23 protein-coding genes, 1 tRNA gene and 1 pseudogene are annotated in these 24,183 nt (G+C 66.1%); 10 read left to right on the top strand and 15 right to left on the bottom strand.

Annotated elements, in window-relative coordinates; genetic code table 11:
* Positions 1 to 22 precede the first annotated feature (22 nt).
* A complete protein-coding gene (locus tag ABD002_RS11925) occupies positions 23 to 946 on the top strand; it encodes a branched-chain amino acid transaminase (protein ID WP_343791340.1) in 924 nt (307 codons plus the stop codon).
* A 60-nt stretch (positions 947 to 1,006) separates the two neighbouring features.
* On the opposite strand, the gene ABD002_RS11920 is transcribed toward ABD002_RS11925, so the two are convergent.
* The 9 genes from ABD002_RS11920 to ABD002_RS11880 all read right to left on the bottom strand — a co-directional run bounded on the left by ABD002_RS11920 (position 1,007) and on the right by ABD002_RS11880 (position 8,457).
* Complete coding sequence (locus ABD002_RS11920; RefSeq protein ID WP_343791338.1) at positions 1,007 to 2,308, bottom strand: sensor histidine kinase; 1,302 nt, start codon at positions 2,306 to 2,308, stop codon at positions 1,007 to 1,009.
* Positions 2,292 to 2,978: a response regulator transcription factor gene (locus ABD002_RS11915; RefSeq protein WP_343791336.1), complete on the bottom strand. Its 687-nt coding sequence runs from the start codon at positions 2,976 to 2,978 to the stop codon at positions 2,292 to 2,294. The genes ABD002_RS11920 and ABD002_RS11915 overlap by 17 nt, the downstream gene beginning before the upstream one ends.
* 264 nt (positions 2,979 to 3,242) lie before the next feature.
* Positions 3,243 to 4,937, bottom strand: a complete 1,695-nt coding sequence (locus ABD002_RS11910) for a TonB family protein (RefSeq protein WP_343791334.1) — start codon at positions 4,935 to 4,937, stop codon at positions 3,243 to 3,245.
* Positions 4,938 to 5,035: 98 nt separating this feature from the next.
* Positions 5,036 to 5,434, bottom strand: a complete 399-nt coding sequence (locus ABD002_RS11905) for a BlaI/MecI/CopY family transcriptional regulator (RefSeq protein ID WP_343791332.1) — start codon at positions 5,432 to 5,434, stop codon at positions 5,036 to 5,038.
* 87 nt (positions 5,435 to 5,521) lie between these two features.
* A complete protein-coding gene (locus tag ABD002_RS11900; RefSeq protein WP_343791330.1) occupies positions 5,522 to 6,001 on the bottom strand; it encodes a hypothetical protein in 480 nt (159 codons plus the stop codon).
* Positions 6,002 to 6,178: 177 nt separating this feature from the next.
* Positions 6,179 to 6,709 (bottom strand): hypothetical protein, encoded by a 531-nt coding sequence (locus tag ABD002_RS11895; RefSeq protein ID WP_343791328.1) that lies wholly within the window; start codon positions 6,707 to 6,709, stop codon positions 6,179 to 6,181.
* 246 nt (positions 6,710 to 6,955) lie between these two features.
* The gene (gene rimK / locus ABD002_RS11890; RefSeq protein WP_343791326.1) at positions 6,956 to 7,870 is read right to left on the bottom strand and encodes a 30S ribosomal protein S6--L-glutamate ligase; all 915 of its coding nucleotides are present in this window, start codon (positions 7,868 to 7,870) and stop codon (positions 6,956 to 6,958) included.
* Between the two features lie 10 nt (positions 7,871 to 7,880).
* Positions 7,881 to 8,321: an ATP-dependent zinc protease family protein gene (locus ABD002_RS11885; RefSeq protein ID WP_343791324.1), complete on the bottom strand. Its 441-nt coding sequence runs from the start codon at positions 8,319 to 8,321 to the stop codon at positions 7,881 to 7,883.
* 62 nt (positions 8,322 to 8,383) lie between these two features.
* Positions 8,384 to 8,457, bottom strand: a tRNA-Gly gene (locus ABD002_RS11880).
* A gap of 344 nt (positions 8,458 to 8,801) precedes the next feature.
* Here ABD002_RS11880 and ABD002_RS11875 point away from each other — a divergent pair.
* The 6 genes from ABD002_RS11875 to ABD002_RS11850 all read left to right on the top strand — a co-directional run bounded on the left by ABD002_RS11875 (position 8,802) and on the right by ABD002_RS11850 (position 16,085).
* On the top strand, positions 8,802 to 11,255 hold the full coding sequence (locus ABD002_RS11875; RefSeq protein WP_343791322.1) for a DUF6600 domain-containing protein: 2,454 nt from the start codon (positions 8,802 to 8,804) through the stop codon (positions 11,253 to 11,255).
* Between the two features lie 97 nt (positions 11,256 to 11,352).
* Positions 11,353 to 11,553 (top strand): sulfur carrier protein ThiS, encoded by a 201-nt coding sequence (gene thiS / locus ABD002_RS11870; RefSeq protein WP_343791320.1) that lies wholly within the window; start codon positions 11,353 to 11,355, stop codon positions 11,551 to 11,553.
* 456 nt (positions 11,554 to 12,009) lie between these two features.
* Positions 12,010 to 12,825 (top strand): thiazole synthase, encoded by an 816-nt coding sequence (locus ABD002_RS11865; RefSeq protein ID WP_343791318.1) that lies wholly within the window; start codon positions 12,010 to 12,012, stop codon positions 12,823 to 12,825.
* A gap of 174 nt (positions 12,826 to 12,999) precedes the next feature.
* Entirely contained in the window at positions 13,000 to 13,674 is a 675-nt protein-coding gene (gene trmB, locus ABD002_RS11860) for a tRNA (guanosine(46)-N7)-methyltransferase TrmB (protein WP_343791316.1), read from the top strand.
* 43 nt (positions 13,675 to 13,717) lie between these two features.
* The gene (locus ABD002_RS11855) at positions 13,718 to 15,568 is read left to right on the top strand and encodes an SLC13 family permease (protein WP_343791314.1); all 1,851 of its coding nucleotides are present in this window, start codon (positions 13,718 to 13,720) and stop codon (positions 15,566 to 15,568) included.
* Positions 15,569 to 15,716: 148 nt separating this feature from the next.
* Positions 15,717 to 16,085: a hypothetical protein gene (locus tag ABD002_RS11850; protein ID WP_343791312.1), complete on the top strand. Its 369-nt coding sequence runs from the start codon at positions 15,717 to 15,719 to the stop codon at positions 16,083 to 16,085.
* Positions 16,086 to 16,224: 139 nt separating this feature from the next.
* Here the strand turns inward: ABD002_RS11850 and ABD002_RS11845 are convergent, their stop codons facing one another.
* Positions 16,225 to 16,554 carry a Rieske (2Fe-2S) protein gene (locus tag ABD002_RS11845; protein WP_343791310.1) on the bottom strand — a complete coding sequence of 110 codons (330 nt, stop codon included), beginning with the start codon at positions 16,552 to 16,554 and terminating at the stop codon, positions 16,225 to 16,227.
* A 98-nt stretch (positions 16,555 to 16,652) separates the two neighbouring features.
* Between ABD002_RS11845 and ABD002_RS11840 the strand changes: the two genes are divergently transcribed.
* Positions 16,653 to 16,949 (top strand): hypothetical protein, encoded by a 297-nt coding sequence (locus ABD002_RS11840; RefSeq protein ID WP_343791308.1) that lies wholly within the window; start codon positions 16,653 to 16,655, stop codon positions 16,947 to 16,949.
* Between the two features lie 158 nt (positions 16,950 to 17,107).
* Positions 17,108 to 18,031, top strand: coding sequence for a drug/metabolite exporter YedA (gene yedA / locus ABD002_RS11835; protein WP_343791307.1), 924 nt, complete (start codon positions 17,108 to 17,110; stop codon positions 18,029 to 18,031).
* 92 nt (positions 18,032 to 18,123) lie between these two features.
* Here yedA and ABD002_RS11830 read toward each other — a convergent pair.
* The 5 genes and pseudogenes from ABD002_RS11830 to ABD002_RS11810 all read right to left on the bottom strand — a co-directional run.
* Positions 18,124 to 18,801 (bottom strand): annotated as a pseudogene (locus ABD002_RS11830) (sterol desaturase family protein); the annotation flags it as partial.
* A gap of 90 nt (positions 18,802 to 18,891) precedes the next feature.
* Positions 18,892 to 20,211: an ABC transporter permease gene (locus ABD002_RS11825; protein WP_343791305.1), complete on the bottom strand. Its 1,320-nt coding sequence runs from the start codon at positions 20,209 to 20,211 to the stop codon at positions 18,892 to 18,894.
* 72 nt (positions 20,212 to 20,283) lie between these two features.
* Positions 20,284 to 21,444 (bottom strand): ABC transporter permease, encoded by a 1,161-nt coding sequence (locus ABD002_RS11820; RefSeq protein ID WP_343791303.1) that lies wholly within the window; start codon positions 21,442 to 21,444, stop codon positions 20,284 to 20,286.
* A gap of 147 nt (positions 21,445 to 21,591) precedes the next feature.
* Entirely contained in the window at positions 21,592 to 22,281 is a 690-nt protein-coding gene (locus tag ABD002_RS11815; RefSeq protein ID WP_343791301.1) for an ABC transporter ATP-binding protein, read from the bottom strand.
* Between the two features lie 118 nt (positions 22,282 to 22,399).
* On the bottom strand, positions 22,400 to 23,638 hold the full coding sequence (locus tag ABD002_RS11810; protein WP_343791299.1) for an efflux RND transporter periplasmic adaptor subunit: 1,239 nt from the start codon (positions 23,636 to 23,638) through the stop codon (positions 22,400 to 22,402).
* A gap of 104 nt (positions 23,639 to 23,742) precedes the next feature.
* Here ABD002_RS11810 and ABD002_RS11805 point away from each other — a divergent pair, with 104 nt between their 5' ends.
* Positions 23,743 to 24,183: a DUF3052 domain-containing protein gene (locus ABD002_RS11805; RefSeq protein WP_343791298.1), complete on the top strand. Its 441-nt coding sequence runs from the start codon at positions 23,743 to 23,745 to the stop codon at positions 24,181 to 24,183.

Here is a 24,183-nt window from a genome sequence, read left to right as displayed (position 1 = left end):
GCTCACCTACGGAACCCGCGCAATGGCCCAGACCTATCCCGACCACATCTGGCAAAACGGCCGCATCAAGCCCTGGGCGGAAGCGACCGTGCACGTGATGGCGCATGCGCTGCACTACGGATCCTCCGTCTTCGAGGGCATCCGCAGCTACGAGACTCCGAAAGGTCCGGCGATCTTCCGGCTGACCGACCACATCCGGCGCCTGTTCCATTCGGCGAAGATCTACGACATCGCGATGCCGTATTCGCCCGAGCAGCTCAATGCGGCGTGCCGCGAGGTCATCAAGGCGAACGGACTGAGCAAGGCCTACCTGCGTCCGGTCGCGTACCGCGGCCTCGGCGGTTTCGGGCTGTCCGCCGAAACGCCGACCGATGTCGCGGTCGCCGCGTGGGAAATGGGCCCCTACCTCGGCGCCGGCGTGCTCGAAGCGGGCATCGACGCCTGCGTGTCGAGCTGGCAGCGCTTCGCGCCGAACACGATCCCGGCCGGCGCCAAGGCCGGTGGCAACTATCTTTCCGGCCAGCTCATCGCGCGCGAAGCGCGCCGGCTCGGCTTCGGCGAAGGCATTGCACTCGCCTCGACCGGCCTGCTCAGCGAAGGCGCTGGCGAGAACCTGTTCCTGGTATTCGATGGCGCGCTGCACACGACGCCGATCAGCGCGGCGCTGCTCAACGGCATCACCCGCAACACGATCATCACGCTCGCGCGCAGCGCCGGCATCGAAGTCGTCGAGCGCGACATCCCGCGCGAGTATCTCTATCTGTGCGACGAGCTGTTCATGTGCGGCACTGCGGCCGAGATCACGCCGATCCGTTCAGTGGACGCCAAGCCGGTCGGCGCCGGCAAGCCGGGACCGATCACGCATCGCGTGCAGGAGCTGTTCTTCGGCCTGTTCGACGGCCGCACCGAGGATCGCTGGGGCTGGCTCGAACCGGTCAGTGCCTGAGCGCGTGCTGCGTCAGGTGCGCTGCGGCGGCGCAAGCTGCACGCCGAGCGGTGATTCCGCTCAGCTCGGCCAGGTCTGCTTTCCGAACTCGAGCGTCGCGGTCGCGCCGCCCTGCGGGCGCGGCGCCAGCGAGACCTTCCAGCCATAGAGTTCGCAGAGCCGACGCACGATCGCGAGACCGAGGCCACCGCCCTTGCCGACCTGGGTGCCGCGCACGCCGCGCTCGAACAGCTTCTCGGCATCCTCGGCGTTGATGCCGGGACCGGTGTCCTCGACGCTGACCCGGCCATGGCCGACGCTGACGATGACCTCGCCGGCCTGCGTGTACTTGAACGCATTGCCGATCAGGTTGCTGAGCGCGACCGCGACCACCGACGATGGTGCCGCGGTGGCGAGCGGCTCCTCGATGTCGACGCGCACCTCGACCGGCTTGTTCGCGACGTGCGGACGCTGCGCATCGACGACCTGCTCGACGACCTTCGCGACGTCGGTGGTCTCGCCGTCGGTCGGCGCCTGACGCTCGCGCCGCGACAGCAGCAGCAGCGCGTCGATCAGTTCGGTCGACTGGCGCACCGCGCGCTCGATGCGCTTGAGGCGCTCGCGCGGTTTGTCGGCAAGGTCGGGGGAGCCCTGCAGCAGCTCGGTCGTGCTCGCGATCACGCTGAGCGGCGTGCGCAATTCGTGGCTGACGTCGGCGTTGAACTCGCGATCGCGTTCGACCATTTCGGTGAGACGGGTCGAGTAGTCGTCGAGCGCGGCGGCGAGCTGGCCAACCTCGTCGTCCGCGAAATGCGACTTCAGCAGTTCCGGCCGCCCGCTCTTGCTCATCGCGCGCACGCGCTGGACGAGCTCCGTGACCGGACTCATCACGCGCGCGGACAACCAGAAGCCGATCAGCAGCGAGAAGATCGCGAACGCGAGCACCGAGGCGCCGAGCACGACCAGCAGCTGGCGCTCGCCGAGCTTCTGCGTGCTGATGTCGAAGCGCAGGAACGCCCAGTAGTCGGCGTCCTTGTAGACCGCGAGCTTGTACGGGCGGATCTTGCCTTCGCGCCCGATATCGTCGATGTCGTAGACGCCCGAATCGTACTTCTGCCAGGCCAGCGGCACCGTCGCGATACGGCCGGCGCGCACGATCTGCGCCTGGTAGAGCGACATCGCCCATGGCGCATCCGGATCGGGATTGTCACGCTTGAAGTCGACGAAGTGCCTGACCTCGCGCTCGAGCGTGTTGTTGACCAGCTGGTCTTCCAGCCGCGTACGCATGTAGACCGTGGCGACCGCGAACAGCGCGGTGAGGCCGAGCCCGAACAGCGCAAACGAGATGATGATGCGGCTGCGGAGCCTACGTCGGTAGCGCATCCGGATCGACCATGCGGTACCCGATGCCGTGGCGTGTCTGGATCAACGCCTTGTCGAACGGTTTGTCGATCGCGGCGCGCAGGCCGTGGATATGTACGCGCAGAGAATCGCTGTCCGGAAGCTCCTCGCCCCAGACACGCGTCTCGAGTTCCTGGCGCGTGACCACCGAGGGTGCCGCCTCCATCAGCGACTGCAGCAGCTTGAGTCCGATCGGATTGAGCTGGATCTGCTTGCCGGCGCGGCTGATCGTCAGCGTATCGAGGTTGTAGATGAGGTCGGCGAGCTGCAGCACGCGGCTCTTGTTGCCCTTGCCGCGACGGCCGAGCACTTCGAGGCGCGCCGCGAGTTCCTGCAGCGCGAACGGCTTCACCATGTAGTCGTCGGCGCCGGAATCGAAACCGGTCAGCTTGTTGTCGAGGGTGTCGCGCGCGGTCAGCATCATCACCGGCGTTTGCCGCTTCGCCTCCTGGCGCAGCTTGCGGCAGACCTCGAGGCCGTCCATGCCGGGCAAGCCGAGATCGAGCACGATGGCGTCGAAATCATTGACCACGGCGAGATGCAGGCCGGTCACGCCGTCGCCGGCGAAATCGACCACGTGGCCCTTGTCGGCGAGGAAATCGCCGATATTGGCCGCGATGTCGCTGTTGTCTTCGATGACGAGAATACGCATAGGCCGCTAGCTTAACGCGGAAGTCCTGGGCTGCAGAGAGGTGGGTGCTGCGCGGGGTGGCTTCAAGCAGCGGGCGCCGCAAAGAAAATGGCCCAAGGAGGTGTCATTGGGGGAACACACCTCGCTTGGGCCAAAAAGCTACTGCCCCGATTACCGTAATCTGCCAGTCACCTGACCTGACTTAGGAGTGTCGAGCAAACTACAGCGCCTTGGACTATAGGGATCGCGGAATTAAAGCGTCGTTAAATGCGCCTGAGGCTTGCGTTAACGGCTCATCGCGGCCGGGCTGGTCAGCAGACCGCTCACCGTCGTCACGCTCTCCGCGGTGGCCGCCTCTCCCAGGTGACGGCAGATATGCGTGCCCGTCGCCTGGACGCACCCGGAATCTTCGACGGCGGCCTTGCCCTGCCCGCCCCGCGGCGCAAAGGCAAACGTCTGGGTGTAGCGCACCGACGAGTCCAACGAAACGCTCGCCGCGCTGAATCGCCATTGGCGCAATGCGCGCTCGGCGGCGCGCGCGAAGGGGCTGTCCGGGTCGCCGTCCAGCACCTTGACGTTATAAACCGCACCATTCGGGCTGACACCGAACTCGAGTTTGACGCTTTCGGTGCTGCCGCTCCAGGTGGCCGATGGATAGGTTGGCGAAACGATACGTGTCGCCACAGGCGCTGTCGGTGCTGTCTCGGGCTTTGTCGCCGCGACAACCGGCTTCGAAACCGGAAGATCGGCCACCGCACGCAGCGCGCTGGCTCCGACCAGGTCTTTGCGGAAATCCACGGTCGACATCGAGGGCGGGCCGTCGATGACGGCGATTTGCGCTGCAGGCGCCGCTGACGGCACGGCGGACTGCGTGGAGTCGATCGAGCCAAGCTGCGGCGCGGTGGCGGCAGGCTCCGGCCTGACCCGAGGCGCCGCGATGCTGGCCAACTGCAGGTGCGGGCGGCTCAATGAAATCGGCAGTGTTGCGATCGGTAACGCCTCAAGCTGGGATCGTGGCAGCCAGTCGATGGAAAGGTGAGGCACCGTGAATTGTGCGAGGTCATCACGCTCGACCCGCAGCATCCCTGCAAGAGTGACGCACAGCGTCGCTGCGACCAGCAGCCATAGGCCGGAATTCGATTTGGCCGCGACCTGACTCGGCGTCTGCATTCCCACGATGCGGCGCACCCGGTCCAGGAGCTCGCCGCCGCTCGCAGCGAGTGCGACCTGTACCGATGACTGGCGCAATTCCTCGAGGCCGGCAAGCGCAAGCGCGTATTCGCGCGGCACTCCCGAGGTGAGGCGCAGGACCAGCGCGTCGCAGCAGATCTCACGCTCGTTGCGCACTTCACGCGAGATCCAGTGCACCACCGGGTGATAGAAGAACAGGATTTCCAAAAGCGACTGGGCCAGGTTGACCAGGTGGTCGTAACGGCTCAGGTGGCCCAACTCGTGCGCGAGGATCAACTCGATCTGCTGGCGCGGGAAACCGAGCGCGACCGCAGTCGGAAGCAGCACAACCGGCTTCACCCAGCCGATCAGCGTCGGCGTATCGATGCATGCGGATACCAGCACGCGGACCCTGCGCACGAACCCGAAGCGGCGTGCCAGATCGGCGAGCATCGCCTCCAGTCGGGCGTCCGGCGCGGACTGGTGCCTGACCACGCGCGCGAGCTGCTGCCACTGGTACAGCGCACGGCAAGCCACGATCAGCACACCGACGCTCCACAGCAGCACCAGCCATGGCAGGATTCCTTCCATACCGAACGAGGCGTCCCCAGCTACGGCGGCCACTGTTCCGCCGATCTGCTGTACTTGTGCCGATCCTGCGTTCAGCGTGCCGGCTGCCAGCGCGGCACTTTCCTGATGGCGCAACGCCATGAACGTCACGGGCGGGCAGATCGCCAGCAGCGCCAGCGCCGAGAGGCCGGCCGCATAGCGCGCATCGCAATGCTCTTTCGGAAGCAGCGCGCGGATCACCGCGAACCCCGCACCGATCACCAGTCCTTGCCAGAGGAAATGCAGCAGCGTCCAGCCGAGCATCTCGATCCATGGCAGCCATGCGGCGAGTAGTGCAGTCATGACTTGGTCCCATCCCCGAGCTTGTCGAGCAGCGCACGAATCTCATCGAGCTCTTCGCGTGTCGCGCGCGGCCGTCCGCCAAGCGCCTGCAGGACGAGCTGGGAGGGCGAGCCGTCGAATACGCGCTGCACCATGTCGACGAGGAAGCGCTTCTGCGTGCGCTCCTTGCTCACCGCCGCACGGAACACGTGCGCGCGCTCGGAGTCGTCGCGCACGACCAATCCCTTGCCATGCATGATCTGCAACAGCTTCAGCGCGGTCGTGTAGCCCGCACCTTCATCGCGGTAGAGCGCCTCATGCACATCGCGGACCGTGCTCGGTCCGCGTTCCCATAGGAAATTGAGGATGCCGAGCTCGGCTTCGGTTGGCTTGGGGGGATTTTCGGTCTTGGACACAGGTTCTCACCTTGTGATGGCCTGCCTTGGCCGGGAAGCAAGGCGGCACGCTACGCTCAACCAGCCGCGCCGTGCCTCGACTTTGGATCAACCTCCGCCGCCGCGCAACTGGTTCGTCTGCTGGGTTCGATCGAGGTAATGGGTGTCCTCGCGCCGCCGATTCTCGAGCTCCCCGGCGGTTACGCAGGTCTTGACCGGAATATGCGAACCGACCGGCGCCACGTTCTTGCAGATCAGGCGTTCACTGTCGCGCTTGGCCAGGATCGCATTGATCTCCTCCTGCGCATTGAACATGCGAGTCTTTTCGTCGTCCGACATCTGCGCGACCGCACCACTTTTCGCGAACAGCTTGTCCATCTCGTCGAAGCGTTTGTCGACGGTCTCCTTCTCGCGCGATGTGACGTGCGAATAGCGGCCGCCTTCATTCATCTGCTTGTGCACCCACTCCGATACGGTGGCAAAAGCCTCCTTCGTATCGGCGTTGACGGCGGGACTGGCCTTTTCCGCGGCTGAAAGCGGTGCAGCCAGGGATGCCGCAACGATGAATGCAATGACAGGCAATTTCATTACGCAATCTCCGATCGGTCAGGTAGAGCGGCAGGGAGAATCCCCGTCGACGATATTCATCGTACATATATTTTCGTCGATGGCAAGAGGGTCAATGGCCGCGACCGCAGCGCGTGGTCGCACGCGCGCTCTCGTGATTGCCCCGCGGATCCTCCACGGGGCAATCGGGGTGACGCCCTACAGGTGTTCACCAGGGCCGCGGACGTGCGGCTTGTGCATGCATTGTTCCGACGTCTTGGAGTCGACACATGCAATGTGGTCCCAATCCATCATCTTCTTGACGGTGTCGTGGCGGGCCTCCTCAGCCTGTCCGTAGGTATGGCAAGACGTCTGGGGGATATGCGACCCGATCGGCGTCCTGTTTTCGCAGATCACCCTGTCGCTGTCGCGCCTGGTCAGGATCGAATTCACCATCTCCTGCGCGTTGAAAAGGCGGACCTTTTCGTCCTGCTGCATGGCTTCGATGCTGCCTTTGCGCTTCAGCAGATCGAGCATCTCGGCGAACTTCGCATCGATCGTCTTGCGCTCGTCCGGCTTGACGAATTCGTAGCGCCCGCCCGGTTTCATCTCGCCCTGCACCATCACGACGAGTTGTTCCAACCTGTCCTGCGAGCTGGCGTTGACCACTTCGTGGTATTTCGACTCCTTCGCCGCGGCGGGGGAGATCATTGCGAACAGCACCAATGCGAACGGGATTATCAGTTTCATGACTGCCCTCCGTCGGAGTTGAATCCGCGTGGATGCCGCGACGTGATGCGGCCAGATCCATGCTAGGAACATCGGGCGGGTTTGTCAACGACGACTTTCGTACTACTTGTTTCGTTGTTTGATGCACAACACCACGTCCGCTAGCGCGCGCCCGCGCCGGCGATCTCTGACGATTGGAACGCCTTGCCTGAATGGCAATATGCGATCGGCACCCCTGTCCGCCGGTCGAGCGGTGTTCTGCCCGGACTACTTTCGCCTGTTGCGCGGACGAAGCGCCTTCGCGGACCGTGCCGACATCCGCGCGAGGTAGTCGATGACCGCACCGGCGACATCGACGCCGCTGGCGCTCTCGATGCCCTCGAGCCCCGGCGAGGAATTGACCTCGAGGACGAGCGGGCCTCGGCGCGAGCGCAGCAGGTCGACGCCGGCGATGCCGAGTCCCATCACGCGCGCGGCACGCACCGCGGTTTCCGCTTCCGCTGTCGTCAGCTCGACGGCGCTCGCGCTGCCACCGCGGTGCAGGTTCGCGCGGAAATCGCCTTCCGGCGCCTGCCGCTGCATCGCAGCGACCACCTTGCCGCCGATCACGAAGCAGCGCAGGTCGGCGCCGTTCGCTTCGCGCACGAACTCCTGCACGAGGAAATTCGTGTACAGGCTGCGGAACGCCTCGATCATGCCGCGCGCCGCGGACTTCTTCTCCGCGAGCAGCACGCCCTGCCCCTGCGCGCCTTCGTTGAGCTTGATCACGTGCGGCGGGTCGCCCAGCATCGCGAGCAGGTCGGCGGTGTCATCCGGGTTGTCGCCGAACACCGTGGTCGGCAGGTCGATGCCCTCGCGCGCGAGCAGTTGCAGAGTGCGCAACTTGTCGCGTGCACGCAGGATCGCGTCGGAATCGTTCGGCGTGTAGACGCCCATCATCTCGAACTGGCGCACGACCGCGGTGCCATAGAAGGTGATCGAGGCGCCGATGCGCGGGATCACCGCGTCGATGCCGCGCAGCTCGCGGCCCTTGTAGTGCATCTCGAACACGCCGGCGGCGATGCGCATGTAGCAGCGCAGGGGATCGAGCACGCGTACGCTGTGGCCGCGCGCGCGCGCGGCTTCGACCAGGCGTACCGTCGAGTACAGACGCGCGTTGCGCGACAGGATGGCGATCTTCATGCGGAATTCTTCAGGGAGTGGATGGCACGATCCGCGCGGGGCGCGGGCACGTATAGGAAAGCGCCGGGTCGACGCGGAAACGCCCGACGAGCGCACTACGCCCGAGCAGCAGCGGAAACAGCATCGCGCGGCGGTCTGTCAGATTTATTTCGGTGCTGAACACCTGGCCCGCGAGCGCGACGTCGGTGCGGATGAACCAGCGCTCGCTGCGATGGCCACCGGAATCGGTCACGCGCCGTCGGTCGAGGACCGGCGCGCTGCACGCGATGGTCCTGCTGCCGCGCCGGCGCGGGCGCACCTCGAAGCGCACATGCAGGACGCCATCCCGTCGGAACGTCTCCAGCGCCTCGACATGCAGCGCCGACGAGCGCGCTCCGGTGTCGAGCTTGGCCTTGATCGCGACGATGCCGAGGGCAGGCAGCGCCAGCCATTCGCGCCAGCCGAGGCTCATGTCATCGGCAGTCGCAGGAGCAGGCTGCAGGGGAGAAGGTTCGGAGAGCACGGGCTGAGGTGTGGAGCGGGTGAAGGGAATCGAACCCTCGTCAGTGGCTTGGGAAGCCACAGCTCTACCATTGAGCTACACCCGCCCGGAATCCTTTGTTGGTGGTTCGCGTGCGCCAGCCCCGGCGACCGGCAGTGTCTACTGTGCTGCATCCACCGGGGTCACACCAGACCCCACGCATCAGCGCGTCGAAGTGGCGCGACAGATTAGCGGCGAATACATGAGGCGACAAGCGCGGACCAACTGCGGAACCGCGCTGAATCCCCGCTAAGCGACACGGCAACAAATGGCAAAGTGCCGGCGCTGGAAAGTCGTCGTTCAGCGAGATTACGCTGATATTGTGCGCAGCCTGTCAGCCGCGGACGGCCGTGCTCAGGGGAGCGATTTCCCACCGTGACCGCAACTGGCGTAGGCCTCAGGAGATCATCGATGTACACGAAGCGTATTTCCAAGCCGCGCGCCTGGTGCGTAGCTGCATTGGTGCTCATGCTCGGCACGTTCGCGGGCAGCGCGCTGGCAGATCCGCCGGATCGCGTCGCACGCGTCGGCTACCTGCGCGGCAACGTGAGTTTCCAGCCGGCCGGCGGCGACCAATGGACGCAGGTGTCGCTCAACCGTCCGCTCGGCACCGGTGACAAGGTGTACGCCGATCGCGATTCGCGTGTCGAATTCCAGATCGGCTCGGCGGACATCCGCCTCGATCAGAACAGCACGTTCAACCTGCTCAACCTCGACGACAACACCGCCCAGCTCCAGCTGACCGAGGGCGTGCTGAACCTGCATGTGCGCCGCGTCGGCCGCGGGCAGAACTACGAGGTCGATACGCCGACGCTGGCGTTCGTCGTGAACCAGCCGGGTGACTACCGCGTCGACATCGACCCGCGGGGCAACTCGACAATGGTCACCGTGTTCCAGGGCGGCGGCGAAGTCTACGGCGAGAACAACGCGAGCTACAGCGTACGCTCCGGTAATTCATACCGCTTCAACGATTCGGCGCTGCGCGACTACGAAGTGCTCGACGTGCCGCGCCCGGACGATTTCGATCAATGGTGCCGGTCGCGCGATACGCGCTATGAGCGCTCGGTGTCGCGCCGCTACGTGTCCGAGGACGTGATCGGCTATTCCGACCTCGACGACTACGGCAGCTGGAACAGCGTGCCGAGCTACGGCAATGTCTGGTATCCGACCACGGTCGAGGCCGGCTGGGCGCCGTACCGCTCCGGTTACTGGTCTTGGGTCGACCCCTGGGGCTGGACCTGGATCGACAACGCCTCCTGGGGCTTCGCGCCGTTCCACTACGGCCGCTGGGCCTACATCGGCAACCGCTGGGGCTGGTGCCCGGGTCCGCGCAACTATGGTGCGGTCTATGCGCCGGCGCTGGTTGCGTTCGTAGGCGGCGGCGGTTGGGGCACGAGTGTCTCGATCGGCATCGGCGGCGGCCCTGTCGGCTGGTTCCCGCTTGGACCGCGCGACGTCTACGTACCATGGTACAGCGCCTCGCGCGACTACTTCACGAACGTCAACGTGCGCAACACGACGGTGATCAACAACACCAACATCACCAATATCTACAACAACTATTCGGCGGGCCGCCCGATCACCAACGTGAACTATGCGTACCAGCGGGACGTCGCCGCGGTGACCGCGGTGTCGCGCGATGCGTTCATCGGCGCGCAGCCGGTCGCCAATTCGCGGGTGTCGATCGATGCGGGCAACCTGCGCACCGCGCAGGTGGTCAGCCGCGTCGGCATCGCGCCGACCCAGGCCAGCTTTGTCGCCGCCAATGCCGAGCGCACACGCGTCGCGCCGCCGGCCGCCGCCCTGGATCGCAACGTCATCGCACGCACCGCGCCGCCACCGATGCCGGCGCCGATCGCGACGCGCCTGCAGGCGATCGAACGCAATGGCGCACAGCCGCTGGCGACGAACCAGTTGCGCGAGATCGCGGCCCGTCCGGCCACTGGTGTGCAGGCCGGCAACGCAGCCCCCTCGCGCGTGCAGGTGGTTGGCCAGAACGCTCCACGCCCGCAGCCGCTGCCGATGCGCGGCAATGCCGCAACGGAGCGCCCGGGCGCATCGAACGAGCGCATGAATCCTGCCGTGGTGGCGCGTCCGACGCCGGCGAATCCTGCGACTCCGGTTGGAGGTCGCTCATCGGTGACGGCGCCGGGTAATGAGGGGCGTGGGCAATCCGGCGCCCCGACGCGCGAAGCGCTGCCGTCGTCGCGTTTCGCGCCGCATGCCGACGCTCCGGCCGCGGCACGCACCCTGCCCGAGAGCCGTGGCAATCCGACCGCGCAGCCGCAGGGCCGCGGTCCGGCCAACGCGGAGACGCGTGCACCCGCGGCGACGCAAGCTCCGTCGCGAGCCGTGCCGTCGGAGCGCTTCGCACCGCATGCGAATCCGGCCCCCGCCGCCGAGCCGCGCGTGATGGAGCGCCAGCAGCCGGCGCAGCCGCCGCGTTCGAGCCAGAACGTCGAACGCCAGACCCTCTCGGCGCCGCCGCGTGAGATTCGCCAGGCGCCTCCGGTCCGTGAAGTGCCGCGCGAGACGGCGCAGCCGCAGTACCAGCCGGCTCCCCGCGTCGAACAGCGCGTGGAACCACGCAGCGCCCCGCAGCCGCAGTATCAGCCACAGCCACGCAGCGCGCCGCAGCCGCAATACGAGCCGCGCAGTGCGCCGCAACCGCAGGAATACCAGCAGCCACGCAACGTGCCACAGCCGCAGTACCAGCAGCCGCGCAGCATGCCGCAACCCCAGGCGCAACCACAGCAGTACCAGCAGCCACGCGACATGCCGCAGCAACAGCAGCCGCAACGGCAGGAGCGTCAACCGGTCCAGCGGCAGGATGAAAAGAAGGACAAGGACAACGGCAACCGCTGAGGTACAACGCACCCGCTCACGACGCCGCGCACTGCGCGGCGTCTTTTTTTGTGCCGTGGATTCGGATGAAGCGGTCACCCGCGATTAGAATGACGCAATGAAAATCGTTTTGAACGGTGACGAGAAGGAAGTCGGCGCTGCGACGTCGCTGGCCCAGCTGCTGGATACCGCCGGCTACGCGCAGCGCCGCATCGCCGTCGAGGTCAACCGCGAGATCGTGCCGCGCAGCCAATACGGCGCGCGCATGCTCGATGCCGGCGATCGCGTCGAGATCGTGCACGCGATCGGCGGTGGGTGAGTTGCCGCGCTTACACGATGCCCGCAGGCATCGTGTGCGGCAACGAACGCCCCGAAGCAGGAGCTGAGGGCCGGGTTGCTTGGCGAGCGCAGGATGCGCGAGCCCAGCAACAGCTGCGAGCGCAGCGAGCATTGCCCGAGCGCTGGCGCGATGCCATCGGGCATCGCGTGCACAGGCGAACGCCCGAGGCAGGAGCTGAGGGTCGAGCGCACGGCGCCTGCGAGCTGCGTTGAAGCGCAGCTCGTGCCGGGTACGAGGAGGAGGCAGGATGCCGACTGGAAGGCGCGCCAAGGAAGGCTGTTTGAGGTCGTTGCCGAGCAACGTAGGACTGGCGTCCCCAATATCAGCTGCGAGCTGAGCGAGCATCGCGAGAACCGCATCGCACCCGCACCCCGCGCACAAGCGATAATACGGGCCCAGTCATCCATCCGGTCCCGCCGGCACCACGACGCCATCATGAACGCCCTGTCCGATTCCACGCTTGACGTCACCTCCGATCCGCTCGTGATCGCCGGCAAGACCTATCGCTCGCGCCTGCTCACCGGCACCGGCAAATTCAAGGATCTCGACGAAACGAGGCGCGCGACCGAAGCGGCCGGAGCGGAGATCGTCACCGTGGCGATCCGGCGCACGAATATCGGTCAAGACCGGAATGCGCCGAACCTGCTCGACGCTCTGCCACTGTCGCGCTACACGATCCTGCCGAACACCGCCGGCTGCTATACCGCGGAAGACGCGGTGCGTACCTGCCGACTCGCGCGCGAGCTGCTCGACGGCCATACCTTGATCAAGCTCGAAGTGCTCGGCGACCAGAGGACACTGTTCCCGGATGTCGTGCAGACATTGGCCGCGGCCGAGACGCTGGTGAAGGAAGGTTTCGAGGTCATGGTCTATACCTCGGACGATCCGATTCTTGCAAAACGACTGGAGGAGATCGGCTGCGTGGCGGTGATGCCGCTGGCTGCACCGATCGGTTCCGGGCTCGGCATCCAGAACCGCTACAACCTGCTCGAGATCGTCGAGAACGCGAAGGTGCCGGTGCTGGTCGATGCGGGGGTTGGCACCGCGTCCGACGCGGCGATCGCGATGGAGCTCGGCTGCGACGGCGTGCTGATGAACACCGCGATCGCCGGCGCGAAGGATCCAGTGCTGATGGCGCATGCGATGAAACTTGCGGTCGAAGCGGGTCGCGCCGCGTTCCGCGCAGGCCGCATCCCGCGCAAGCGCTACGCGTCGGCATCGAGTCCACTCGACGGCACGATCGCCGGATGAGCAAGGCAGCCGACCAGGAAGGCGCGGCAGATCTCCACCCGCGCCGCATCCGCAGCTTCGTGTTGCGTCAGGGGCGAGCCGGAGCTTTCGCGAGATGCCTTGAATGGCATCTCGCGCCGGTGAGCGCCCGGCCAGGGATGGCCGGGCCGGAATCCCGCGCCAAGGACGGCTCGAATGCATAACCGACCCATTCGAAGCTTCGTCCTGCGCCAGGGAAGATTCACTCCGGCGCAACAGCGCGCATTCGACGAGCACTGGTCGCGGTACGGTCTCGACTACGACGGCAGGCGGCGCGATTTCACTGCCGCGTTCGGTCGCGCCGCGCCGCTCGTGCTCGAGATCGGCTTCGGCAACGGAGAACAGTTGCTGCACTCCTCGCAGGCCGAACCGGCGCGCGACTTCATCGGCGTCGAAGTGCATCGGCCCGGCGTCGGCCGGCTGATGAACGGCCTCGCCGGTGCCGACCTTGGCAACGTGCGCCTGTACGCCCATGACGCGGTCGAGGTGCTCGAGAACGAGATTGCGCCGGGTGCGCTCGCCGAGGTGCGCATCTATTTCCCGGACCCCTGGCACAAGAAGCGCCACAACAAGCGCCGGCTGGTCCAGCCCGGCTTCCTCGACCTGCTCGCCTCGCGCGTCGTTTCCGGTGGGCGCTTGCATTTGGCGACGGACTGGGCCGACTATGCGGAACACATGCAGGACGTGCTCGCACGTGCACCATTGTGGCGCCCGGACCCGGACCACGCCTCGTCCGCCGAGCGACCGCCGTGGCGTATCGAAACGCACTTCGAGCGCCGCGGCCTGCGCCTTGGCCACCGCGTCTGGGACTTTGTTCATGCACGACTCTGAGCGCAGCTGATGCCGCGCAGGCCATAACAAGAACCCGCCCCGAATGGACGCCGGCCTGACCCTCACCACCAACATGGCGCTCGTGTTCGCGCTGCTCGCGTTCACCGTGCTGATGCTGGTGCTCGAATGGATTCGCGCCGACCTCGTCGCGCTGCTGGTGATCGTGGTCATCGGCATCACGCGCCTGCTGCCGGTCGAACAGCTGTTCGAGGGCTTCGCCGGCAACGCGGTGATCTCGCTGATCGCGGTGATGATCATGGGCGCCGGCCTCGACCGCACCGGTGTACTGAGCAAAGCGGCCTCGTTCATCCTGCGTATGGCCGGCGGCGTCGAGTCGCGCGTGTCGCTGTTCATCAACGCGATGGTCGGCAGCCTCTCGGCTCTGATCCAGAGCCAGGCGCTGAGCGCGCTGTTCCTGCCGGTGGTCAGCCGCATCAGTTCGCGCACCGGCCTGCCGCTGAAACGCCTGCTGCTGCCCATGGCCTGCATGATCCTGTGCGGCACCAACGTCACGATGATCTCGAACTCGCCGCTGATCCTGCTCAACGACCTGATTGCGAGCGCGAACCGCAACCTGCCGCCCGGCGCGCAGACGATCCAGACCTTCACGCTGTTCGCGATCGCGCCGATCGGCATCCCGCTGCTGCTGAGCGGCCTCGCCTACTTCGCGCTGTTCACGCGCAAGCTGCTGCCGAGCGACGAGGAACGCCAGAAAGTCACGCCGGGCCGCACCGAAACCTACTTCGCCGAGACCTACGGTATCGATGGCGACGTGCTCGAACTGATGGTCACCGCCGACAGTCCGCTGGTCGGCATGAGCGTCGGCGAGATCGAGCAGCTGCGCGGCGCGCCGCTGATCCTCGCGCTGAAGACCGGCAACGAGGCACGCCTGGCGCCGCCGGCCGACCAGATGATCTGGGTCGGCAGCGTGCTCGGCGTGCTCGGCAAGCGCGAGTCGGTCAACGACTTCGCGAACACGCAGTTGTGTCAGGTGCAGACGCGCCTGCGCAACTTCGCCGACCTGTTCAACCCGACCCGCGCCGGCATCTCCGAGGTCGTGGTTCCGCCGAACTCGCGCTGGATCAAGCAGTCCGTCGGCGATCTGCGCCTGCGCAAGACCTTCGGCATCTCGGTGCTCGCGGTCAACCGCGGCGACCAGGTGTTCCGCGAGGACGTGCGCCAAGTTGCGCTGCGCGCCGGCGACACGCTGGTCATGCACAGCTTCTGGCGTGACCTCGCGCGCGCCGCCGAGTCGCGCGATTTCGTGGTCGTCACCGACTATCCGAAGGACGAGCAGCGACCCAGCAAGATCTGGCACGCGGTGACGTTCTTCACGCTCGCGATGGGGCTGGGCCTGTTCACCGACATCAAGTTGTCGATCGCGATGCTGGTCGGTGCGGTCGGCATGCTGCTGACCGGGGTGCTCAACATGGACGAAGCCTATGGTGCGATCAACTGGAAGACGATCTTCACCCTGGCCTGCCTGATCCCGCTCGGCTGGGCGATGGATACGACCGGTGCCGCCGCGTGGATCGCGCAGGAAGTGCTGCGCTACCTCGGCGCATGGCCGCAGTGGGGTCTGCAGGCGGTGATCGCGGTGATCACCTTGCTCGTCGCGCAGGTCGTCTCCAACGTCGGCGCGACCGTGATGATGGTGCCGATGGCGATCAACGTCGCACTTGCCTCGGGCGGCAACCCGGCCATCTATGCGCTGGTCGTCGCGATCTCGACCTCGAACGTGTTCGTAATCCCGAGCGCGAACCCGGTGATCATGATCGTCACCGGTCCGGGCGGCTACCGCGGGCGGGACTTCCTGCGCGTCGGTATTCCTCTGACCCTACTGATGCTGGTCGTCATGCTGGTTTCAGTGAACCTGGTGTTCGGGCGCGGCTGATTCGTCGCGACCATGGCAGCATCGAAACGCCGGTTCGTCGCGCCGCGCGAACCCGCAACGGATGCCACACCCGCCGGCTTGCAGCGGAGTAGCATATCCGACAGGAAACCGCCCGCAGGGATGCGCACGCAACCCACGGAGGCCCATCATGATCCGCTTTGCCTTGGCTCTGGCCCTTTCGATACCCGCGTTCAGCGCATTGGCCGCGACCGATGACTGCAAGGTCACCGGCACCGCCTATGACGCCGCTGGGCGACCGCTGCGCGGCGCCGTGGTACGTCTGGTCGATCTGCAGACGAGACAGGCCGCGTTCCTGGATGCCGACACGCACGCGGCGTTCGCGTTCGACCGAGTGGCTTCAGCAGGGGTCAGCCGCTATCGACTCGATGTGCTGAGCCCACCGACCGTGGTTACCGGCTCGCACATACCGACGCGTTCCGTGCTCGGCATGTCACCGACCTTCGCGTGTGAATCAGGGAACCTCGCGCATCAGGATGTGCGCGTACAGATCGATTGATCGGTGCGGGTACGCGGTGCGGTTCTTGGACGAGCGCCGAGGATGGCGCGAGTAAGCCGCGCCACTTGCTCCGCGGATCAATCGCTTTGCGCCCCTGTATCGCAGCAACTGGGCAGTGAAGGTGTTTTTCAGCGCCCTGTCAGGGCAGCCACACTGCGCCATCGACGACGTCGACCCGCAGTGCGACGAGGCCGCTGCGGCACGGACCGCCGAGGCAGGCGCCGCTCTCGACCGCGAACGTTGCGCCGTGCGCGGCGCAGGTCAGGCGGCCATCGCGCACCAGGAAACGCCCCGGGGCGTAGTCGAGGTTGCGCCCGGCGTGTGGGCATTCATTGTGGTACGCGAAGGCACGCTCGCCTCTACGCAGCACGATCAGCTCGAAACCGCCCGTCGCGCTGGCGACCTGCACGGCAATCGCGTCGCCATCGGGGATGTCAGCGAGCCGGCACAGCGGCTGGGAATGGTTCATGCCATCTTTCAGCACTTGTCGGCGCGCGCGGAAACCCCAAGATACGTCCCTCAGCGCCGCCGAAACGGGCGCGCATTCTGGCACAGGGAGCACCGGCGATGTTCTACGGTCCATTTCGCGCATTCCGGCCGCGGCACCCGCTGGCGCGCCTTCTGTCCGGCGTGCTCGGCATCATCGCCGTGCTGGCGCTGATCGCGGTCGGCATGTTCGCGCTGGCTGCGCTGGCGATCGGCGGCGGCCTGCTGCTGCTCGTCAATGCGTTCCGTTCGGCGCGGCCGCCGGCCGCGTCGTCGAACGCCCAGACGGCGCCCGCGCCACCCGGCGTGATAGAGGGTGAATTCACGGTCATCCAGGGCGCGGCATCGACGCGCGATCCTTCGACAGCGGCGCACTGAACTCATGTGACCACAACCGGTCAGACCGCACTGCACCCGGCGCGAGTTGGAGTGGCCCCTGTCCGATCGGACCAACCGGCGCTCGCGCTGGGTCCAAATCCGACCTATCCTGCGCACCGCTCGTCCAGTCAAACACTACGGTCCCCGACCGCTCCCCGATGAACCCATCCTCTCGCTGCGCCCCACTCGAGGCGGCAGCGCCGTCGACTCCGCTGCTCGGCCCGCGCGTGCTGGTGCCGCTCGCACTGGTTTCGCTGTACTTCGTCTGGGGTTCGACCTATCTCGCGATCCGCGTCGGCGTCGCGAGCTATCCGCCATTCCTGATGGCGGCGATCCGCTTCCTCTGCGCCGGCGGCGTGCTCTACGCGTTCCTGCGCTGGCGCGGCATGGCCGCACCGACACGCGCGCAGTGGATCAACTCCGCGCTGACCGGCGTCATGCTGCTCGGCTTCGGCAATGGACTGGTTTGCTACGCCGAGCAAAGCGTCGCCTCCGGCCTCGCCGCGGTCGCGGTCGCGAGCATGCCGCTGTTCGCGGCGGTGTTCGGCGGCCTGTACGGACACTGGCCACGGCGCATGGAATGGCTCGGCCTGGGCGTCGGCTTCGCCGGCGTGATCCTGCTGAATCTCGGCGGCAGCATGGCCGGCTCACCGATCGGCGCACTCGCGCTGGTCGTCGCGGCGGGCTCGTGGGCATTCGGTTCGGTCTGGAGCAAACGCCGCAACATGCCGCCGGCCGCTATGAACACGGCGGCACAGATGCTGACCGGCGGTGCCGTGCTGCTCGTGTTCGCGCTGCTGATCGGCGAACGCTGGCCGGTCGCGCCGCCGCTGTCGGCGAGCCTGGCGGTCGTCTATCTCGCGATCGCCGGATCGCTGGTCGGCTTCAGCGCGTATCTGTACCTGCTCAATACGGTGCGACCGGCGTTGGCGACCAGCTATGCCTATGTCAATCCGCCGGTCGCGGTGCTGGTCGGTGCCTTGTTCGGCGGCGAAGCCGTGCATCCGTTCGATCTCATCGCGATGGCAGTGATCCTCGGCGGCGTCGCGCTGATTGCGCTGGGCCGCGAGCGGAACGGATAGAGCCACTGCGCGAGCACACCAGCCGGCACCGCCTCGTTGACACCGAACGACTGCGGATGCTGCCCGTCCGGCAAGTACAGCGTGCCGAACAGCCGATCCCAGAGCGGCAACAGACCGGCAAAATTGTGGTCACGCGCGGCCGGCGCATCGGCGTGATGCCAGCGGTGGAAGGTCGGGCTGGAAATCACCTGCCGCAGCGGACCGAAATCCCAGCGCAAGTTCGCGTGCAGCAGCAGCGCGTGCAAAGTCAGCAGCGGCACGTAGGCGGCGACGACTGCCGGCGCAAACCCGAGCAGTACGAACGGCAGCGCCTGCGCCAGCCGTGACAAGGCATCGTTGAGCGGATGCAGGCGCGTCGCCGACAGCCAGGTCAGCTCGCGCGCGGCATGATGCACGGCGTGGAAGCGCCACAGGCGCCCGCGGTGGAACGCGCGATGCGTCCAGTAGCCGATCAGGTCGCCGAGCACGATGATCGCCAGCACCTGCAGCGCGGCCGGCAACTGTGCGACCGGACCAAAGCCGTGCAGCACGTGTCCGCGATCGATCGGTTGTCGCAACAGGAGCAGCAGCGGCAGCACGGCGGCGGCGACCACGATGCGGGTCAGCGGTCTCGTCAGCAATGGGGTCAGCAACCAGTAGACGAGATCTGTGGCGAGCTCGCGGCGGCTGCGGCGCAGTCCGGCCACGGCGGGCCAGCGCCCCTGCAACAGGCCGAATAGCGAGCCGAGCAGCAGCGTGCCGATCAGGACGCCCAGCAGTTGCCTCGCCATCGCCAACCTCTGCGAACCGTCGCGTCAGTCGGGACAACGCGGCCGGACCGAAGGCGTTGACCTCGCCTTCCGTCCGGCTGCCAATGGCGACTACAGCTCGCGCAGCGCGGTTGTCACCGGCAAGCGAGCCGCGCGCAACGCCGGGTACAGGCCACCGATGAAGCCGATGGCGAGCGCCCACTTGATGCCCGTCCACAATACCGACGGCGCGACGTGGAACTCGAACGTGAGCTGGCCCGTGGACCCGGCCGCCAACGTCGACGCGGTGTAGCCGTTGAAGATCAGCCACGCGAGGAGACCGCCCAGGATGCCGCCGACCAGCGCAAGCAGCATGGTTTCGAGCATGATCGCCACCACCACGGGCAGGCCCCGAAAGCCGATCGCGCGCAACGTGGCGATCTCGCGCGCGCGCGTGGCCACGGCGGCGAACATCGTGTTGAGCGCGCCGAACACCGCACCGATCGCCATGATCGCGCCGACCACGATGCCGATGATCGTGATGATCTTCGAGGTGCCTTCCGATTGCTTGCTGAAATAGTTCACGGTCGTGTCGACATCGACCTGCAAACGCGGATCCGTCGTGAGCGCCGTCTTGAACTGATCGAACGCGGAGGCATCGGCGAGCCGGGCGAACACGGTCGTCACGCTGGAACCACGCCGGTACGTGTTGCCGACCACCTGCGCATCCGCCCACACCTCGGAATCGAGCGCGTCGCCCGAGGAGAAGATGCCGACGACCGTCCATGTCTGGCTGCCCAGCTTGATCTCCCGGCCCGGCTCGAGGCCGGCGAAATTCGCCTGCGCACCTTTGCCCGCGACCAGTTCATATTTGCCGGGTTCGAACTTGCGCCCGGCGATGATCTTCGCGTTCGTGCGCAGCTTCCATGCCTCGTCGCCGATGCCGCGCAGCTGCACGCTGCCGAAATCGTCCGGGTTCTTGCTGTTCCTGACCGGGAGATTCGCGGCGACAACGAGCTCCGGCGACACGATCGGCTTGCCCGCATCGTCCTTGGCGACGCCCGGCGCCTGCTCGATGACCAGCGCGTTGTCGTGCGTGAGCACCGAGGAAACTTCCGAGGCCGAGGCGCCGCGCATGACGATGACCGTGTCAGCGCTGCCGGTCCTGCGCAGCGTATCGGCGTAGCCCTGCGCCATCGCGAGCATGGCGACGAGCACGGCGACCACGCCGGCAATGCCGACCACGATCACCGCGGAAGATCCCAGGCGCTGGGTGATCGTGCTGATGCCGACTGCAGCCACGGATGCGGTTTGCTGGCCGCGCCGTGTCAGCGCCATCCACAACCCCAGGGCGACGAGGATCACGAACAAGCCCGGCCAGGGCAGGTTGAGAAACACGAGCACACCGACGATGACGACGATGAGCGTGAGAAGGCCAATCAGGAATTTCATCGTTCGAACCTCAATTCCCTCCCTGGTACTGGATCCCGGCCAGTCCATGGCCGGGATGACGCATGCTTTTCTTCAACGTCCAGCCAGTGCATCGACAATGTTCAGACGCATCGCACGCAGTGCGGGCAAGGCGCCGATGACCAGACCGATCGTGACCGCGAGCGCGATGCCCAGTGCCCAGCTGCCTGCTCCGACGCTCGGAAGCCGCATCACGCCGCCGCTGGCCGCGGAGACGATGGGGGAAAGAACGCTGACCAGGCCGAGTCCGATCACGCCGCCGAGCAGGAGCAGCAGCACCGACTCGGCCAGCACCATGCCGAGCACGCTGGTGCTGGAGAAGCCAATCGTCTTCAGCACGGCCAGTTCCGAGGTACGGTCGCGCACCGCCTGCATCATCGTGTTGCCGGTCAGCAGCAGCAGGGTGAAGAACACCGCGCCCATGATCGAGGTCACGATCAGGCTGATGTTGACCATCTGCTTGATCCAGTTCGCCGTCGCGGCCTGCTCGGTCTGGGTCTTGGTCTCGTGATCGGAATTCGCCGACAGCGCATCGACCGCCTTGGCGACCCGATCGGCATCGTTCACGTTCGCCACGTGGCTGATGTACCAGCCGACCTGGCCGCGGTTGTAGGGCGTGGTTTCGTCGAAGTTCTTCCAATGCAGGATGATCATCCCGCTCTGGAATGCCTTGCTGTCCTTGGACTTCATGACGCCGGCCAGATCGAAACTCCAGTTCTTGCTGCCCTCCTTGTTCGGGAAGATCTGCGACTGCAGCGGAATCTTGTCACCCACTTTCCAGCCGTATTTCTTGACCAGAACCTCGCCGGCGAGGATGCCGTTGAGGTTGGCGTCGAAGGCCTTGCGCTCCTCGGGCGAGACTTCAACCTCGGGATACACATCGAGGTAGTTCGGGCTCACCGCGAACGTGAAGATCTGGTTGTGCGGGTCCTGGTAGGCGCCGCCGAACCAGTTCGCGTAGGCGACTTCCTTGATGCCGGGCACCGCCGCGATCTGCGCGCCGAGCCCCTGCGGCAACGGCTGGATGAAGGACAGGCGCGCGCCGGTCTGCAGACGCTCCGCGCCGTTCGCGCTCTGGCCGGCCTGCTCGAACGAGACACGCACGGCATCGAGCAATCCGAACAGCAGGAATGCGGCGATGATCGACACCAACGTGAGAATCGTGCGTGCCTTGCGCCGGAACAGCGCGGCCCAGATGAGATGGAGATATTTCATTGCAAACCTCACAGGTTGCAGCCTTTCCTTCTCCCCTCGGGAGAAGGTGGCGCGGAGCGCCGGATGAGGGTTCGGGTTCGGCAGAGGCACGGCCTCCTCCGAACCCTCATCCCCCAACCCCTCTCCCGGCGGGAGAGGGGCTCGAAATCACGCGTGCGCCGCTTGCTCGACGAGCGTGCCCTTGTCCAGATGCAGCGTATGGCTCGCGTACTCGGCCGCCTTCGGATCATGGGTGACCATGACGATGGTCTTGCCGTGATCGCGGTTGAGCGTCTGCAACAAGCCGAGCACGTCTTCGGCGGACTGGCGGTCGAGATCGCCGGTGGGCTCGTCGCAGACCAGCAGGGTCGGATCGGACACGATCGCACGCGCAATCGCGACGCGTTGTTGCTGACCCCCGGAAAGTTCGGTCGGCTTGTGCGATGCGCGATCGGCCAGGCCGACGAGCTGCAACGCGACCGAAGCATTCTTCTTGCGCTGCGCTGCGCCGAGTTTGGTCAGCAACAGCGGCAGTTCGACATTCTTCTGCGCCGACAGCATCGGCAGCAGATTGTAGAACTGGAAAATGAAACCGACATTCGACGCGCGCCACTTCGCCAGCGCGCCCTGACCGAGCTTGTCGATGCGCACGCCGCCGACGCTCAGGCTGCCGTCCGTGGGCGTGTCCAGGCCGCCGATCAGATTGAGCAAGGTGGTCTTGCCCGAGCCCGACGGACCCATCAATGCCAGGAAATCACCCTGCGCGATGTCGAGCTCGATGTGATGCAGCACCTCGACCTTCTGCTTGCCGCGCTCGTAGATCTTGGCGAGGTTGCGGATTTCGACCAGGTTTGCCATGACGTTTCCTCGGATGTTTTGAGTGCGGCGTGTTCGGAACGAGTCAGCCTTGCGGCGCCCTTGTTGGTTTACGACGATCGAGAGATCCCGTTTTCGACATTGCGCTGGATCAATCGATTCACTTCGACGTCTTGATTTCCACTTTCACCCCGTCGGCCATTTCGGCCGCCGGCTGCCTGACCACGCGAACGCCGCTGGCGATGCCCTCGACGAGGCGCGAGTCGCCGTAGTTCCGTCCGGGCGTCACCGGCTTGAGGCGCGCGCGATCACCGTCGATCGCGAACACGCCATTCTTGCCGTCGCGTTGCACGACCGCCGACTGCGGCACGAGAACGCCCTTCGGCACCGGGGCTGACTGCGCGGCGGCTTTGCCGGGGTCCTCCAGGAACGACACCCGCACGCCCATGTCCGGCACGATGCGCGCATCCTTCTGGTCCAGGTGGACGCGTACCTTGACCGTCGCCTTGCCGCGATCGGCCGTCGGGATGATCGCGATCACATGCCCGGGGATCTTCCAGTCCGGATAGGCATCCAGCACCGCTTCGGTCGGCTGCTTCGCGAGCACGCGGTTGATGTAGGACTCGTTGACGTCGACCTCGATCTCCAGCGAATCCATGTCGACGATCGTGCCGATGCCGGTGCGGGTGAAACCGCCACCCGCCGATAGCGGCGACACGATCTCGCCGACCTGGGCGGACTTCGCGATGATCACGCCACTGAACGGCGCACGCACCGTGCAGTAGTTGAGCTGCACCTGCGCGCTCTGCACGCCGGCCTGCGCGAGCTCAACCTGCTTGCGCTGCGCTGCCAGTTGCGCCTGCTGTGTGGCGACCTGAGTGCGTGCCACCTCGACCGATTGCGCCGACACCAGCTTGCGTCCGACCAGATCCTCGGCGCGCGTCAGATCGCGCCGGCTCTGCGCGATCTGTGCCTGGATTTGCGCGAGCTGTGCCTGCCCGGCCTGCAACTGCGCAGTCGCCTGTGCCAGGCCGGCGCGCTGTGCGGACGAATCCAGATGCGCAAGCACCTGGCCTTCCTCGACGTGCTCGCCCTCCTCGACATGCTCGTCGATGATGGTGCCGGTGATCTGCGCGGACACCGTGGCCTGGCGGCGCGCGGTCACGTAGCCGGTCGCCTGCAGCACCGCCATCGACTCCGCGCCACCTACGGGCGCCGCGGCCGTCGCGGCCTCCACCTCGAAGGTCTTGCCGTCGCGCAGCACCCACCAGCCGGCCGCCGCAAGCGCGGCCAACACGACGACGACGGCGAGGCCCAGCCATATGCGCGAGCCCCCCGAGTGCTTTTCTGGCTCGCTGCGATCGATGCGCAGCTGATGCAACAAATCGGACTTTTCCACTCTGCGATATCCCTGCGCAACCAACACAATACTCAAGTCTGCCATAGACTCTGCGCATCACCGTAGTGCCGCAAGGCGTCGCCATCACGGCGTGGAGATGACAGATGTCACAATCGGGCGCAACGGGCTATTCCGGCAAACCGGTCTGGCAGAAGCTCGGACTCACGCCGATGCAGCGCGTACTCGTGCGCCATGCGCCGTCCGACTACGCAGCGCTGGTCGGTGCCGAAGCCGATGCGCTGATGCTGGTCGGCACGCGCGACAACTTCGAGCTCGCGCATGTCTTTGCGGTGAAGGCGACGCAGCTCGCGAACGAACTGAAGTCCCTGTCCGCGAGATTGCCGGCCACCGGAGTGATCTGGGCATCGTGGCCGAAGAAGGGCTCCGACGTCGCGACCGACATCACCGAGGACACCGTGCGCACGTTCGCGCTGCCGATCGGCCTGGTCGACATCAAGGTCTGCGCGATCGACGCGACCTGGTCCGGGCTGAAGCTGATGTGGCGGCGCGACCGGCGCGCGGACAAGCCGCGTGCGCAGACCTGA

Source organism: Dokdonella soli (assembly GCF_039523175.1).
Taxonomy (GTDB): Bacteria; Pseudomonadota; Gammaproteobacteria; order Xanthomonadales; family Rhodanobacteraceae; genus Dokdonella_A; species Dokdonella_A soli.
Note: the sequence above shows the minus strand (reverse complement) of the source record. Positions and strands in the feature narration are given on the sequence as shown.

What these genes read in the sequence shown, in the direction of transcription:
- ABD002_RS11925 (WP_343791340.1), top strand. Translation starts at nt 23, where the DNA reads ATGGCCCAGACCTATCCCGACCACATCTGGCAAAACGGCCGCATCAAG.
- ABD002_RS11920 (WP_343791338.1), bottom strand. Translation starts at nt 2,308, where the DNA reads ATGCGCTACCGACGTAGGCTCCGCAGCCGCATCATCATCTCGTTTGCG.
- ABD002_RS11915 (WP_343791336.1), bottom strand. Translation starts at nt 2,978, where the DNA reads ATGCGTATTCTCGTCATCGAAGACAACAGCGACATCGCGGCCAATATC.
- ABD002_RS11900 (WP_343791330.1), bottom strand. Translation starts at nt 6,001, where the DNA reads ATGAAATTGCCTGTCATTGCATTCATCGTTGCGGCATCCCTGGCTGCA.
- ABD002_RS11895 (WP_343791328.1), bottom strand. Translation starts at nt 6,709, where the DNA reads ATGAAACTGATAATCCCGTTCGCATTGGTGCTGTTCGCAATGATCTCC.
- rimK (WP_343791326.1), bottom strand. Translation starts at nt 7,870, where the DNA reads ATGAAGATCGCCATCCTGTCGCGCAACGCGCGTCTGTACTCGACGGTA.
- ABD002_RS11885 (WP_343791324.1), bottom strand. Translation starts at nt 8,321, where the DNA reads ATGAGCCTCGGCTGGCGCGAATGGCTGGCGCTGCCTGCCCTCGGCATC.
- ABD002_RS11875 (WP_343791322.1), top strand. Translation starts at nt 8,802, where the DNA reads ATGTACACGAAGCGTATTTCCAAGCCGCGCGCCTGGTGCGTAGCTGCA.
- thiS (WP_343791320.1), top strand. Translation starts at nt 11,353, where the DNA reads ATGAAAATCGTTTTGAACGGTGACGAGAAGGAAGTCGGCGCTGCGACG.
- ABD002_RS11865 (WP_343791318.1), top strand. Translation starts at nt 12,010, where the DNA reads ATGAACGCCCTGTCCGATTCCACGCTTGACGTCACCTCCGATCCGCTC.
- trmB (WP_343791316.1), top strand. Translation starts at nt 13,000, where the DNA reads ATGCATAACCGACCCATTCGAAGCTTCGTCCTGCGCCAGGGAAGATTC.
- ABD002_RS11855 (WP_343791314.1), top strand. Translation starts at nt 13,718, where the DNA reads ATGGACGCCGGCCTGACCCTCACCACCAACATGGCGCTCGTGTTCGCG.
- ABD002_RS11850 (WP_343791312.1), top strand. Translation starts at nt 15,717, where the DNA reads ATGATCCGCTTTGCCTTGGCTCTGGCCCTTTCGATACCCGCGTTCAGC.
- ABD002_RS11845 (WP_343791310.1), bottom strand. Translation starts at nt 16,554, where the DNA reads ATGAACCATTCCCAGCCGCTGTGCCGGCTCGCTGACATCCCCGATGGC.
- ABD002_RS11840 (WP_343791308.1), top strand. Translation starts at nt 16,653, where the DNA reads ATGTTCTACGGTCCATTTCGCGCATTCCGGCCGCGGCACCCGCTGGCG.
- yedA (WP_343791307.1), top strand. Translation starts at nt 17,108, where the DNA reads ATGAACCCATCCTCTCGCTGCGCCCCACTCGAGGCGGCAGCGCCGTCG.
- ABD002_RS11825 (WP_343791305.1), bottom strand. Translation starts at nt 20,211, where the DNA reads ATGAAATTCCTGATTGGCCTTCTCACGCTCATCGTCGTCATCGTCGGT.
- ABD002_RS11820 (WP_343791303.1), bottom strand. Translation starts at nt 21,444, where the DNA reads ATGAAATATCTCCATCTCATCTGGGCCGCGCTGTTCCGGCGCAAGGCA.
- ABD002_RS11815 (WP_343791301.1), bottom strand. Translation starts at nt 22,281, where the DNA reads ATGGCAAACCTGGTCGAAATCCGCAACCTCGCCAAGATCTACGAGCGC.
- ABD002_RS11805 (WP_343791298.1), top strand. Translation starts at nt 23,743, where the DNA reads ATGTCACAATCGGGCGCAACGGGCTATTCCGGCAAACCGGTCTGGCAG.